Origin of the sequence: Picosynechococcus sp. PCC 8807, assembly GCF_001693295.1 — a bacterium.
GTDB lineage: Bacteria > Cyanobacteriota > Cyanobacteriia > Cyanobacteriales > MRBY01 > MRBY01.
Genome location: NZ_CP016483.1, coordinates 771167 through 784989, shown reverse-complemented (window position 1 = coordinate 784989; position 13823 = coordinate 771167). Strand labels below are relative to the sequence as shown.

General features: G+C 49.3%; 12 protein-coding genes and 2 pseudogenes. 11 read left to right on the top strand and 3 right to left on the bottom strand.

The genetic code is table 11. The features are described 5' to 3' along the window. The first annotated feature begins 262 nt into the window (after window positions 1-262). The gene (gene psb29 / locus AWQ24_RS03770; RefSeq protein WP_065717294.1) at window positions 263-1027 is read left to right on the top strand and encodes a photosystem II biogenesis protein Psp29; all 765 of its coding nucleotides are present in this window, start codon (window positions 263-265) and stop codon (window positions 1025-1027) included. 54 nt (window positions 1028-1081) lie between these two features. Here psb29 and AWQ24_RS03765 read toward each other — a convergent pair whose 3' ends face one another. Next, a complete protein-coding gene (locus AWQ24_RS03765; RefSeq protein WP_049761560.1) occupies window positions 1082-1555 on the bottom strand; it encodes a hypothetical protein in 474 nt (157 codons plus the stop codon). A gap of 251 nt (window positions 1556-1806) precedes the next feature. On the opposite strand from AWQ24_RS03765, the gene cimA reads away from it, so the two are divergent. The 8 genes and pseudogenes from cimA to AWQ24_RS16745 form a co-directional block, all read left to right on the top strand. Then, the gene (cimA, locus tag AWQ24_RS03760) at window positions 1807-3423 is read left to right on the top strand and encodes a citramalate synthase (RefSeq protein WP_012306359.1); all 1617 of its coding nucleotides are present in this window, start codon (window positions 1807-1809) and stop codon (window positions 3421-3423) included. 349 nt (window positions 3424-3772) lie between these two features. Continuing rightward, window positions 3773-4273 carry a DUF2231 domain-containing protein gene (locus AWQ24_RS03755; RefSeq protein WP_065716053.1) on the top strand — a complete coding sequence of 167 codons (501 nt, stop codon included), beginning with the start codon at window positions 3773-3775 and terminating at the stop codon, window positions 4271-4273. A gap of 3 nt (window positions 4274-4276) precedes the next feature. Further along, the gene (locus AWQ24_RS03750) at window positions 4277-4876 is read left to right on the top strand and encodes a DUF2231 domain-containing protein (RefSeq protein WP_012306357.1); all 600 of its coding nucleotides are present in this window, start codon (window positions 4277-4279) and stop codon (window positions 4874-4876) included. A 19-nt stretch (window positions 4877-4895) separates the two neighbouring features. Next, a complete protein-coding gene (locus AWQ24_RS03745) occupies window positions 4896-5789 on the top strand; it encodes a cytochrome c oxidase subunit II (RefSeq protein ID WP_065716052.1) in 894 nt (297 codons plus the stop codon). An 82-nt stretch (window positions 5790-5871) separates the two neighbouring features. Next, a complete protein-coding gene (gene ctaD / locus AWQ24_RS03740; protein WP_065716051.1) occupies window positions 5872-7527 on the top strand; it encodes a cytochrome c oxidase subunit I in 1656 nt (551 codons plus the stop codon). A 126-nt stretch (window positions 7528-7653) separates the two neighbouring features. Next, the gene (locus AWQ24_RS03735; protein ID WP_062432730.1) at window positions 7654-8247 is read left to right on the top strand and encodes a heme-copper oxidase subunit III; all 594 of its coding nucleotides are present in this window, start codon (window positions 7654-7656) and stop codon (window positions 8245-8247) included. Between the two features lie 73 nt (window positions 8248-8320). Further along, window positions 8321-9811 carry a GMC oxidoreductase gene (locus tag AWQ24_RS03730; RefSeq protein WP_065716050.1) on the top strand — a complete coding sequence of 497 codons (1491 nt, stop codon included), beginning with the start codon at window positions 8321-8323 and terminating at the stop codon, window positions 9809-9811. 187 nt (window positions 9812-9998) lie between these two features. Then, a pseudogene (locus tag AWQ24_RS16745) lies at window positions 9999-10094 on the top strand (hypothetical protein); the annotation flags it as partial. Here the strand turns inward: AWQ24_RS16745 and AWQ24_RS16740 are convergent. Further along, a pseudogene (locus AWQ24_RS16740) lies at window positions 10088-10579 on the bottom strand (pentapeptide repeat-containing protein); the annotation flags it as partial. The pseudogenes AWQ24_RS16745 and AWQ24_RS16740 overlap by 7 nt on opposite strands. Before the next feature lie 631 nt (window positions 10580-11210). Beyond that, complete coding sequence (locus tag AWQ24_RS03715; RefSeq protein WP_065716047.1) at window positions 11211-11753, bottom strand: HD domain-containing protein; 543 nt, start codon at window positions 11751-11753, stop codon at window positions 11211-11213. A 152-nt stretch (window positions 11754-11905) separates the two neighbouring features. On the opposite strand from AWQ24_RS03715, the gene ureE reads away from it, so the two are divergent. Beyond that, window positions 11906-12355, top strand: a complete 450-nt coding sequence (gene ureE / locus AWQ24_RS03710) for an urease accessory protein UreE (protein ID WP_065716046.1) — start codon at window positions 11906-11908, stop codon at window positions 12353-12355. A gap of 107 nt (window positions 12356-12462) precedes the next feature. Then, window positions 12463-13821: an MFS transporter gene (locus tag AWQ24_RS03705; protein WP_030005954.1), complete on the top strand. Its 1359-nt coding sequence runs from the start codon at window positions 12463-12465 to the stop codon at window positions 13819-13821. Window positions 13822-13823: the final 2 nt, after the last annotated feature.

The window sequence follows — 13823 nt, the reverse complement described above, 5'->3', positions numbered from 1 at the left end:
GGTTACTTGAGGACGGCTTTAATAACATGAAAGGGTGGCATAACCATGTCACTCTTTTTTTATAGTGGCCTAGGGAGGCGATCGCCAAAGAGTTTTAAGGAGTTTTTAGAGGGGATCAATTTACTGACCAAAGGAGATTTTTGGGGGTGAATTTTAATTGAAATATTGAGCCGTCAAGAATCCGTCCCAGACCCATCACCTTGGCAAACGCCTCTGGAAACGTCAAAATAGAATATTGAAATGTCAATTGTGGGTTCCATTTGTGAGTCAAGTTCGCACCGTTTCCGATACGAAGCGTGATTTTTATACACATCATACTCGGCCAATTAATTCGATTTTTCGGCGCGTCGTCGAAGAACTTTTGGTTGAAATGCATTTACTGTCGGTGAACGCCGATTTTCGCTACGACCCTTTCTATGCGCTGGGCGTCGTCACTTCCTTTGAGCGCTTTATGCAAGGCTACCGCCCAGAGGCAGATAAAGTTTCTATTTTCCAAAGCATGTGCCAAGCGATTGGGGGCGACGCCAACCGTTACAAAGAAGATGCAATGGCCCTGGTTGAACTGGCAAAACATTGTTCTGGGACGCAACTGATTGAGTGCTTCCGGCAAGATATGCCTCCTGAAGGTGCCCAGGAATTATGGGAAAAAATTGAGGCGATCGCCAAAAATGATCACTTCAAATATAGTCGGTTGTTTGCCATTGGCGTCTATACTTTTTTGGGTGAATCAGAGCCACAACTCCTTGAGGACACCGAGAAGCGCGACGAAATGCTGACCACGGTCACCGCAGGTCTGAATCTCCCTGAGGAGAAAATGAAAAAAGACTTAGATCTTTATCGCAGCAATCTCGAAAAAATGAATCAAGTTCTAGAGGTTTTAGAAGATGCCCTCGCCGTAGAACGGCAACGTCGAGAAAAGGCAGAAGCAGAGGCGAAGGCCAAAACAGCAGAAGCCACCGTAGCGACTGAAACCAACGACGAACAAGACGAACAAAAAGAAACCAGTGAATCCGGCTCCGATGCTTAGGATTACTTGTGCGAAACCTTGATTCTTAAATGTTATTTACTAACACCTTGATCTTCAGGATTTTTGATTGCCTTTGTGGGGTAAAAACTGCAGATCAAGGTGTTCTTTAATGGGTAATTGTGGCGGTGAAATCGTTCCCTCTTCTACGGTGTCGATAATCGCCTGTTCTTGAATAAAAAATTCCCCAAAATTTTGTTGCTGGAGTTGCAACTCATGGAATTGTAATTGCCCGGCGATCGCCAATTCTGCCCCAGGCTCCGGCAGCGGAGTTTCCGTAATCACCCAAATGCGCCCGGTGCTGTCCTGCAATTCGTAAGCACCTTGATCGAGGAGAGGCACCCGCTGGGTTACAGTTCCCTGGACATAGACCTCAGCCCCCGGTGACACGGCCCCAAGACTGGCGATGGGCTGCCTGGTTGTGCCCAGGTTTTCCTGTTGAGATAAAACTGTCCAAGGAGTACAGCCGATTAAATTTACTGCGATGAAGCCGCTAAGACACCACCGACTAACTTTGAAGGCGATCGCCATAGACAACACAAGCTTATAAACGCATCACAAAATCAAAAAAGTATATCCAGTGTACTCGATTCCCCAGAAGCTTCAAAAATCTTGGGACCAGTGATCAATGTTTCCAAAGAAATGTCTAGAAAATTTAGCGATGTACTGACCCCGAAATATCAACAAGATTGTCTAAGTTTGTGGAATCGTATCGAGGCCCGCCTTAGCCAGAAACTCCCTTGCTAGGATCAAAAGCAGCATTTCTAGCCGACGGTTCCCCTATGGTTTCTCCCCAAAACCCAGTTCAGATCTACGACACCACCCTCCGCGATGGTTGTCAGCGGGAAGGGCTTGCCCTCTCCCTCGAAGATAAAGTCCGCATCGCCCAACACCTCGATCGCCTCGGCATTCCTTTTATTGAAGGGGGCTGGCCAGGGGCAAATCCCAAGGATGAACAATTTTTTCTACATCTCCGGGAATATCCACTCCAGCAGGCGAAAATTGTCGCCTTTTGTTCAACACGACGTCCCCATTCCGCCGTCGAAACGGACTCTTTACTCCAGGCATCCCTCCGGGCGCAAACCCACTGGATTACTCTTTTTGGCAAATCTTGGGATCTCCATGTCACCCTTGGTTTAGGCACTACTTTGGCAGAAAATTGCGCGATGATCCGGGAGAGCCTCGCCTATCTAAAATCCCAAAATCGGCGGGTAATTTATGATGCCGAACATTGGTTTGATGGCTACCAACAAAACCCCGAATATGCCCTCAAGACCCTCGAAGCAGCGATCCAAGGGGGAGCCGAATATCTAGTTTTGTGCGATACCAACGGCGGCACATTGCCCCAAGGAATTATGGCCAGTCTCCAGGATATTCAACGGGCATTTCCGGATCTCAAGATTCCCCTCGGCATCCACACCCACAACGATTCGGGGATGGCGGTGGCCAATGCAGTAATGGCCGTGCAAGCCGGAGCCACCATGGTCCAGGGCACCATCAATGGCTATGGAGAACGGTGTGGTAATGCCAATTTATGCACGTTAATTCCCACCCTGCAACTGAAGTTAAATCAGCCTTGTCTCGCACCGGAAAAACTACAACAGCTCACCAGTACAAGCCGCTTAATCAGTGAAATTGTCAATTTAGCTCCCGATGACCATGCGCCCTATGTGGGCCGTTCGGCTTTTGCCCATAAGGGAGGAATTCATGTCTCAGCAGTGCAAAAAAATGCCCTCACCTATGAACACATCAATCCGCAAACGGTGGGCAATGAGCGGCGTATTGTTGTGTCAGAACAGGCGGGATTAAGCAATATTTTGGCTAAAGCGAAAAGCTTCGGCATTGCCCTAGAGAAAACGGATCTGGCTAGTCGGACGATCCTGCAAAAATTAAAGAATTTGGAGCATGAAGGCTACCAATTTGAGGCGGCAGAGGCGAGTTTTCAGTTGTTAATCCGTTCGGCATTGGGGCATCGGCAGGAATTTTTCAAGCTGCGGGGATTCCATGTGAATTGTGATGTGGGAGAAACTCAAAGTACGGCGATCGCCACGATCAAGTTAGAAGTGAACGGGAAAAATTTGCTCGAGGCAGCAGAAGGGAACGGCCCCGTTTCGGCGTTGGATCAGGCGTTGCGGAAGGTGTTGACGAAATTTTACCCAGAGATTGCCGAGTTCCAATTGACGGATTATAAAGTGCGAATTTTGGATGGGGCAGCGGGCACCGGGGCGAAAACCAGGGTTTTGGTGGAATCAAGTGATGGTCTGGAACGGTGGACGACGGTGGGCGTATCAGCCAATATTCTTGAGGCATCCTATCGGGCTGTGGTCGAGGGCATTGAGTATGGTCTGTTGCGGCGATCGCCTTATCCCTCTGTGCCTTTACCTGTGGCAACCCTGTGACTCTAACTCTGCGGAGACGGTGTAGATTTTTGACCCATTTTTCGATGCGGGAGAGTTGACATTTAGAGGCGATCGCCACCCCTCCTTTTTTGATCTGAGCTAGTATGGTTTGCAAGTCAAAATACCTAAAAAATTTTGGGTATCAGTATTCTTCATTGCCGTCTCGTGTTCTAGTTGCCGGACTCACTCAACTCAGATTTTTAGTCTATTTTCTGGTTCTGGTGTTGATCTACTATGACCCAAACCTACCAAACCCAAAGGACTCTCTTTTTGGAAAATTAGTAACTTAAAAGTTGCTAAGGCTTCAGAATTCTTGGGGACTGGGTCGCATCCTCTCCACGCAATTTTCATGTTTGATAATCTTCTTCCCCCCCTCAACGAGCATAATCTGCCCTATCCCGACACAATTCACCCGATTGTGGTGCATTTTGTGATTGCGATGGTGTTGTTTGCTTTTTTCTGTGATGTGCTTGGCTATTTCAGCCGCAACAGCAAACTCTATGAAGTGAGCTGGTGGAATATGTTCGTCGCCACGGTTTCGATTTTTATTGCCATTATCTTCGGACAAATCGAAGCAGGTTTAGCGATCGCCTACGATGCCGTTGAACCCGTGCTGAATCTCCACACGATCATTGGTTGGTCTTTGTCGGGGATTGTCGCGGCCTTGACCGGTTGGCGCTACGTGATTCGCTCTAAAAACCCGGAAACCTTGCCGATGTCCTATCTGGGCATGGGAGCCATTTTGACGGGGATTGTCTTTTTCCAGGTGTATCTCGGCGATAAATTGGTCTGGGTTTACGGACTCCACACCACAGAGATTGTCCAAGCAGCAAAAGAGGGACTTTTATAAGCGATGTATTCTGATCTGATCCATCAACTCGATTTGGGGGCAAACGGCTTACCCTACAGCATTCCCATTCACCCGAATCTGGTGCATCTGACCCTGGGGCTGTTCATCATTGGCATTGCTTTCGATATTGTCGGTGTATTTTTTACTTTTGAGCGTCCCATTTTTAAATATCTGGCGATCCCGGCCACCCGTTCTAATTTCTTTGATGTGGGCTGGTACAACATGGTAGCGGCGTCAATCATTACCTTTTTTACAGTGGCGGCAGGTTTCTACGAAATGCTGTTGATGGATGCCCCGTCTGAGGTAAAAAGTGCCTGGAATTTTACTGCGATAGATACGATGATTTGGCACGGCATCGGCGGTGTGCTGTTGCTGGCATTAATCGTTGGGATGACGGTTTGGCGAGGCTTTCAGCGCTATGTGTGGCGCAGCGATCGCAGTCGGCAGGTGCAGTGGTGGTATCTGTTGGCGGGACTGGTGATTATGTTTGTGATGTATATCCACGGCACATTAGGCGCTCAGTTAGCCGCAGAATTTGGCGCGCACAATACGGCGGGTCATTTGCTCCGGCTCGGTGAAGATCCCAATGTGCTGTTGCGGTAGGGGTGAGAAAACTTAGGCTATGAAATTAAAAACAATTATTTCACTTTCGGCGATCGCCCTAATTTTAGGGATATTTAGCTACAACGTCGGGCAATGGTCTTACAGTTGGTTGCCGCCCCAGGCTTCCGTGGAATCCCAACTGGTGGATCGGCTCTTTAGCACCCTGGTGGCGATCGGCACATTTATCCTGTTTGGCGTTGCCGGCACGATGACCTATTCGATCCTCTTCCACCGGGCAGGACGCTACGACACTAGTGATGGCCCCCCCATCGAAGGCAACGTCACCCTAGAAATCGTTTGGACAACGATCCCCTTCTTGATCGTGATTTATCTGGCCTATTTCAGCTATCAAACCTACCGCGAGATGAATATTCAAGCTCCGGGACATATGCACCAAGAGGCTTTAGTGACCAATGTTTCTACAGGGAAAACCACCATGGAGATGCCCGTCACCAATGTGGAAGTCACTGCCAAGCAATGGTCCTGGATTTTCCATTACCCTGAAAAAAATGTCACCAGCACCGAACTCCATCTCCCGGTAAACCAACGCGCCCACTTCATTCTGCGATCGCCCGATGTGATCCATGGCTTTTTTATCCCCGCCTTCCGGGTGAAACAGGACGTGATCCCCTTTGAAGACACCGATTTTGAATTTACACCGATCAAAACAGGGAAATACCGCATCCGTGATTCCCAATTTAGTGGCACTTATTTCGCAGCGATGCAAGCCGATGTGGTGGTGGAATCCCAGGAAGACTACCAAACCTGGTTAAACCAAGCCGCCCGCCAAACCCCCACCCCTGCCCCTAACCAAGCCGTCAGTGAATACGCCCGCCGTCAACAGAAAGCAGACCGCGCCGCCTGGAAAACCGTACCCCCTGCGCCGCCGCCCGTGGTGAATTATCATCCCTGATTTTGTTTATTGACCTTTTTCCTCTGAATTTTGTTGTCAGTCTTCGATAAATTTTCTGTAATTCCGTAATCGCTCACAAACCATGACCCAAGCTCCCCCAGAAGCCCTGACCAACGAGGGACAACCCCTCACCAACCTGCCCAACTGGCGTACCTTTTTTTCCTTTAGTACCGACCACAAAGTAATTGGGCTGCAATACATTGTCACGTCTTTTTTCTTTTTCCTCGTCGCCGGAATTTTTGCGATGATCATGCGAGGGGAATTGATTACCCCAGAGCCGGATCTCGTGGATCGCACCGTTTACAATGCCCTGTTTACGATGCATGGCAGCATCATGCTGTTTGGCTGGACATTTCCGGTGTTGGCGGGTTTCGCAAATTATCTGGTTCCCCTGATGATCGGGGCACGGGATATGGCATTCCCCCGACTAAATGCGATCGCCTTTTGGATGGTGCCGGTGTTTGGGTCGCTGCTAATCCTTAGTTTCCTGGTTCCTGGTGGCCCGGCTCAGTCAGGATGGTGGTCTTATCCCCCGGTGAGTATCCAGAATCCAGCGGGCGTTTTGCTCAATGGCGAATTTCTCTGGTTGGTTTCCGTGGCGCTGTCGGGGATTTCCTCGATCCTGGGGGCAGTGAATATTGTCACGACCATTGTGCGGATGCGGTGTCCGGGAATGGGCTGGTTTAAGACTCCGGCATTTGTCTGGACAGTGATGGCGGCTCAAATTATTCAGCTTTTTGGGTTACCCGCTTTAACTGCTGGGGCGGTGATGTTGCTCTTTGATCTCACGGTGGGCACAACCTTCTTCGATGCCTCCCAGGGGGGCAGTCCGGTGTTGTACCAGCACTTTTTCTGGTTCTATTCCCACCCGGCGGTGTATGTGATGGTGTTGCCGGTGTTTGGCTTTTTCTCGGAACTGTTTCCCGTTTACGCCCGCAAGCCCCTGTTTGGCTACAAGGTCGTCGTCGTTTCCTCAATGATTATTGTTGTCCTTAGTGCGGTGGTCTGGGTACACCATATGTTTGCCAGTGGTACGCCCCCCTGGATGCGGATGTTATTTATGTTCTCGACGATGTTGATCTCTGTGCCGACAGGGATTAAGGTCTTTGCCTGGGTGGCGACCCTCTGGGGGGGGAAATTGCGCCTGGATACACCGATGCTTTTTGCGATGGGGGGTTTGATTAACTTTGTGTTTGCGGGGATCACGGGGATTATGTTGGCATCGGTTCCGGTGGATATCCATGTGAACAATACCTATTTTGTGGTGGGGCATTTCCACTATGTGATCTACGGGGCGATCGTCTTTGGCATCTTTGGGGCGGTCTACCACTGGTTCCCGAAAATGACGGGCAAGATGTACTACGAGGGTCTGGGGAAACTGCATTTTTGGTTAACGATGATCGGCACGACCTTAAATTTTCTGCCGATGCACCCGGTGGGTTTGATGGGGATGCCGCGCCGGGTTGCGTCCTATGATCCGGAGTTTGCCTTCTGGAATGTGATTGCCAGTATCGGCGGTTTTATCCTCGGCATGTCCACGATTCCTTTTTTACTCAATATGATTGCGTCCTGGATTAACGGCGATCGCGCTCCCGCAAATCCGTGGCGGGCGATCGGTTTGGAATGGCTGATTCCTTCTCCCCCGGAACATGAAAATTTCGAGGAGTTGCCCATCGTCATCGCGGAACCCTATGGCTACGGCAAATCGGAACCCCTCACGGAAAATCTGGGGGGTTAAACCCATGATTTTTTTGTTGTTGCCCCATCACCATTCGTAGGGGCGGTTCGCGAACCGCCCCTACCGTCCCCACCAAACGAACCCCCTACCTAGAAATTCAGTTTTTTTAACACTGCGATTATTGTTATGACTGCCATCAATGAAACCCCGATCTCGGCAACAAGCCACGGACATGGAGAAGAGGATCATCGCCTGTTTGGATTTATTGTCTTTTTGCTCTCAGAAAGTGTGATTTTTATCAGCTTTTTTGTGGGTTATATCGTCTATAAACTCTCGGCAACGGATTGGCTACCGCCGGGGGTGGAGGGGTTAGAAATCCATGATCCGGCGATTAATACGGTGGTGCTGGTTTCGAGTAGCGGTGTGATCTATCTGGCGGAACGGTTTCTGCATAAAGAAAATCTCTGGGGCTTCCGTTTTTTCTGGCTATTAACAATGGCAATGGGGAGTTATTTTCTCTATGGTCAGGCGGTGGAATGGCAGAGTTTAGAGTTTGGGTTTACATCTGGGGTCTATGGCGGAATTTTCTATCTCCTGACGGGGTTTCACGGGTTGCACGTCCTAACGGGGGTCTTGCTGCAAGGGGTAATGCTGGGGCGATCTTTCCTGCCGAATAACTACGCTGGTGGACAGTATGGCGTGGAGGCAACGTCGTGGTTTTGGCACTTCGTGGATGTGATTTGGATTATCCTTTTCGGGCTGATTTATCTCTGGCAATAATTGGAGCGATCGCCGCTCTTTTTTCCCTACGAAAATTTGAGACATGAAATTTAGACATAGTGGTGTGTAAGTAATGATTATTGATGACCAAATTTATGACGTAATCGTTGTTGGAACTGGGGCAGGGGGCGGCACGATCGCCCGGAAATTGGCGGATGCAGGCAAAAAAGTTTTGGTGCTAGAACAGGGGCAATTTTCTGAAAAGGAAAGCTCCGAATTAACCGAAGTCGAAGTTTTTAAAAAAGAGCAATACCACGCCCCGGAACAGTGGTACGACCAGCACGGTGAGCCATTTCATCCCCAAACCAGTTATTGTGTCGGCGGCAACACCAAAATCTATAGCGGCGTGTTAATGCGGCTCCGGGAAAAGGATTTTGAAGCGGTGGAACACAAAGATGGCATTTCCCCAGAGTGGGGGTTGAAATACGCCGATTTTGAACCCTATTACACCGAAGCGGAAAAGTTATACCAGGTGCATGGGCAAGTCGGCGATGATGCCACGGAACCCTCCCGGAGTCAGAATTATGGCTTTCCCCCGGTCGAAAGGTTGCCCCAACTTGATGCCATTAATCAGCGTTTTAAAGATTATGGTTTGCACCCGAACTATCTCCCCATCGGCATCGGGCAGGAAGGGCGTACGGACTCGGAGGATACAGGAATTAGTCCCGCTATCCGCGCTGGCGATCGCCTAACTTTGAAAACGGGGGCGCAGGTCACCTCCATCCACACCGACCCCTCCGGCAAAATCGTGAAGGGGGTGCAGGCGGTCATCCAAAACCAAGCCTTTTTATTTGTGGGGGACATCGTGGTTTTAGCGTGCGGCGCGATTAACTCAGCGGCATTACTCCTCAAATCAGCGAACGCCAAACATGAAAACGGTTTAGGAAATAGTTCCGGGCTGATCGGTCGTAACCTGATGAAGCAGTTGATGACGGTCATCGTGGAGCAGGAACCCACCCTCAAAGATGGACTTTTCCAGCGATCGCTCTATGTGAATGATTTTTATTGGGGCGACCAAGATTTTCCCTATCCCATGGGTCATGTGCAGGATTCGGGCGGCATTTTGCAGGATGTTATTTTTTCGGAATCTCCACCATTGTTGTCCGTGGCAGCGAAGTTTCTACCGAAATTTGGGCTGAAACAGTTGGCGACCCGCTCCCTGGGTTGGTGGCTACAAACGGAGGATTTACCGAATCCCGAAAATCGCGTGTGGCTGAAAAATAATAAAGTTCACCTCAACTATACCGAGAATAACCTCGAAGCCCACGATCGCCTGTTATACCGTTGGCAGCAGATTCTTAAGGCGGTGGATAAGGAATTTAAAGGAACCCATCCCTACGCCCGGATGCCCATCTCCGTCGTCGCCCACCAGTGCGGCACCTGTCGCTTTGGGGAAGATCCCGCCACTTCCGTCCTCGATCTCCATTGCAAAATGCATGATCTGGAAAATCTCTACGTGGTGGACAGTAGCTTTTTCCCGTCCAGTAGCGCCACTAGCCCGATGTTAACGGTCATTGCCAATGCCCTCCGGGTCGGCGATCGCCTGTTAGAAATCCTTAGATAATTAATCCCAATGATGTTGTCGCGCTTCATCGACGATCCCCTGGGCCTCTTCGAGGGAAATATCATAGCGATCGCTTAATAATCGCGGAATACGGTTGCAGTCACGGTTGGGATTCATTTTTGGATGCTGGGCATAGGTAGGGAGAGCAACGTTACAGAGAAAGGGCGAGGGCTCTGCCTTGAGTTGAATGGGTTCAAGGTTAAGCACGTCCCGTGAATTGATAAAAAAGAGCAGGGCACCACTGAGATTCGCCTCGCTGAGGTTGGCATCACTCAGGAGGGTGCAGTTGAGATCAGCATCACTGAGATTTGCATACCTGAGGTCAGCGCCGCTGAGGTTGGTGTATCTAAGATTCACGCGGCTGAGATTCGCATACTGGAGTGATGCACCGCTGAGGTTAGCCCCGTTGAGATTGGCGCTGCTGAGGTTCGCCCCGTTAAAATTAGCACCGCTGAGATTGGCACCACTAAAGTTGGCATCAATTAGGCTCGCACCGCAAAAATCAACGCCATTGAGATCAGCACCACAGAAATTAGTGTCATTGAGATCAGCACCGCAGAAGTCAGTGGTTTCCGTCTTTTTTGTGGCCCTGCGGAAACTGAGGAATAGGAAAATGCCGCCAACAATTGCGGCGATCGCCCGGAGGTCGCTGGCTAAAATTTCGCGATCGCGATGGGTGTCAACGAGGGTAACGCTTTCGTTTTGGAATAAATGAGGATAATTGGTTTGCTGTCTTTGGCCAGGGAGCCACCATAACCACCCCGTCATCCAGAGCACAACTGGCAAGGCGATCGCCCCCATTGTCCACCCCTTGTTAATTTCTTCCTTTAGCTGCCATGGCTTGAATCGCTTGGGCATTCTTGAGACTCCCCGAATACTGATCCCATTATTGCGTCCTCGATTTGGCAACACTCTAATCTTTATACAGGCTTCAGGATTCTCGGAAATGACAAAGGGGAATTGACACCAAAACCTCCACAGCCACCAGAAATCGGGTGTTGTGAAGATAGTGGACTGACCAAAATCAGCTTTACAGTTTTGGGGAACTCAGATTTTGTCGGTGATGGACGTTCTACCAATGTTCGGACATTGGGTGGCCGCAGCGGGCGCAGTCAAAACCTCCGGGTGGATCAACGAATGAGGGGCAACTACAACCGCTATGGGTGCATTTTCCTTTGCCGTTTACGGGGTGGTTTTGGGAAATATCTTTTCGAGGCAGCCGCCCAAATAAAAGTCCTACATTTTTGGTCGGTTGAACGACTGGTGTAAGGGTCTTAGTATTCATCGGTTTGATCGGGTTTACGACTAGACCCCTCCAGGCTAACCTTCCCGGTTGGCGATCGCTAAAAATCGCTAAAAATCTCAAAGTTTCCGTCAATTAATAATTGAGGCATATTTCCTATAGATATTGGTCGTAATCGGATATTTTGACGATCAATCGCTGTGCAAGAAACGGACTGGCCTCACCGAGTTGTTCTAAGATAAACCGTGCTTCACTCTGGTATGTAGCTATTTTGACTTTATCCCAATGCATTGGCGGTGGTTGTAAGTTAGTAATGCGATCGCATAATTTAACCATCCACACTTCCTTAGGTTGCAATTGAATTCTGTTGATACTATCTTTCATTTGCTCAAATTTTGAAGGCAGCTCTGTATTTTTAGTCAGTGCTAAAACCCCATCGGCAATTTCAATCCCAAAATCACGTTTTACATCCTCAAATGTAGTAGAAGTATCTTCAATGACATCATGCAACAATGCACACACAACAAGAAGGTTTGGACTGTCAATTTTCTCATGGGCCACCGTTGCTGTTGCTTCCATGGCAACCAACCCAAGATGATTGATGTAAGGAATATCACTGCCTGGCAATTTCTGACCATTGTGTGCATTTGAAGCGAAATTCCATGCTTTTTGATATTTATCTTGATCCCAAATTTTCATTGATTACCTTTTTGTGACTATTATACGAATACTTTTCCCGTGACATTCTTTTTGTTACTTTCCCATAGAATTTTATGAAGCGATTTAGACTAAACTAATACTTACTCCTTAAAAATCGCCGGTTTTCTTGTACTTCCATATCGCTAAAGACGATGGCTAACGCTGACTTAATCTTGACCCAAAAATATCAACCCCAGGCACCGATCCAAGTAGATCTGGAGTTGTTCCTCACCGCTGCCGAACGTCAAAAGAGCCGCCAACGCCTAGAGTTAGACAATGGCCAAGCGATTCACTTCAACTTATCCCGTGGCAGCCATATCCATCCCGATGACTACTTTCAAGACGCGACTGGCTCTACCCTTGTGCAGGTTAAGGCAAAACCTGAACCCGTGGTTACCGTCACGGCCTCGACCCCCTTGGAACTGCTCAGGGCGGCCTATCACCTTGGTAACCGCCACGTGCCCCTAGAGGTGCATCCCCTGTATCTTCGCTTTTCCCCTGACCACGTACTCGAAGATATGCTCACCCGGCTGGGGTTGCAACTGAAACAGGAAATGCTGCCCTTTTTTCCGGAAGATGGGGCCTATGGCCATCATCACTAAGCACATAATCCGGGCGAATCCTGGGCGGTAACTCCCCAACATAAGGCGATCGCAGGATTTATACTTAAGAGTGATTCCCTTATCAACTTTTTGGTTGCCGAGCACCCATGTCAACGGAAACGGATCTACCGACCCTCTCCCCTAAAGATACTTCCCAAACCGAGATGGGCGTGGCCCCATCCCAGAGTGTAGATGGTTTTGGGCCTGTGTTGCGCAACCCGAAATTCCTCGTCCTTTGGCTTGGTCAAATCTTTTCACAACTGGCCGACAAGATTTATCTCGTGCTGATGATTGCTTTGATTGCCAGTCACTTTCAAACGGCGGATCAGAGCATTAGTGCTTGGGTCTCGGCGATCATGATTGCCTTTACGGTGCCTGCGATTTTGTTTGGTTCCGTTGCGGGGGTTTATGTGGATCGCTGGTCTAAAAAAGGGGTGCTGATTATTTCGAATTTGTTGCGGGGCGTCTTTGTTTTTTGCATCCCGCTCTTACTCTGGCTCGTGCAAGATCAACCCAATTGGTGGGAGCTTCCCCCTGGATTTGTCTTTTTATTGGGGATCACCTTTGCTGTTTCTACCTTGACACAATTTTTTGCGCCAGCGGAACAGGCGACTTTACCGCTCATTGTGAAGAATAAACATTTATTGGCGGCCAATTCCCTCTACACCACCACGATGATGGCCCTGTTAATTGTGGGCTTTGCGGTGGGAGAACCCTTGTTGGGCCTGGCGGATCAGCTGGTTGAATCTTTCGGGATTACGGGGACTTGGGGGAAAGAATTTGTAGTTGGAGGAGGCTATGCGATCGCCGGTTTGATTTTGTTGGCCCTGAAGACCAATGAAACGGAAACGGATCGCCAACGGGAACAGCCCCATGTTTGGGAGGATATTAAAGACGGTCTAAGTTATTTGAATCAAAATCACCGGGTGCGCAATGCGTTGATCCAATTGGTGATTTTGTTTTCTGTGTTTGCGGCCCTGGCGGTGTTGGCGGTGAGTCTGGCGGCTCAAATTCCGGGGTTAAAGGCGGAACAGTTCGGCTTTTTGTTGGCCGCAGGGGGCGTTGGTTTGGGGATCGGTGCTTTCTTTTTGGGTCACTGGGGAAATCAGTTGCCTTATCGTACCCTTAGTCTTTGGGGTTCTATCGGCACGGCGATCGCCTTAATTGCCCTTTCTTTTTCGATCCACAATTTGGTTTTTGCCCTCTTGAGTACCACCTGTCTTGGCTTTTTTGCGGCCCTGGTGGGAGTGCCGATGCAGACGACGATCCAGCGCGAAACCCCAGCGATCCTCCGGGGGAAGGTTTTCGGTTTACAGAATAATGCTGTTAATATTGCTCTATCTTTACCTCTGGCCCTGGCTGGGGTGGCAGAAACCTTTTTTGGCCTGCAACCAGTGCTTCTAGGTCTTTCGGGATTGGCGATCGCCGGTGGGGTATTGAACTGGTATATTTCAATCAAATCCTAACG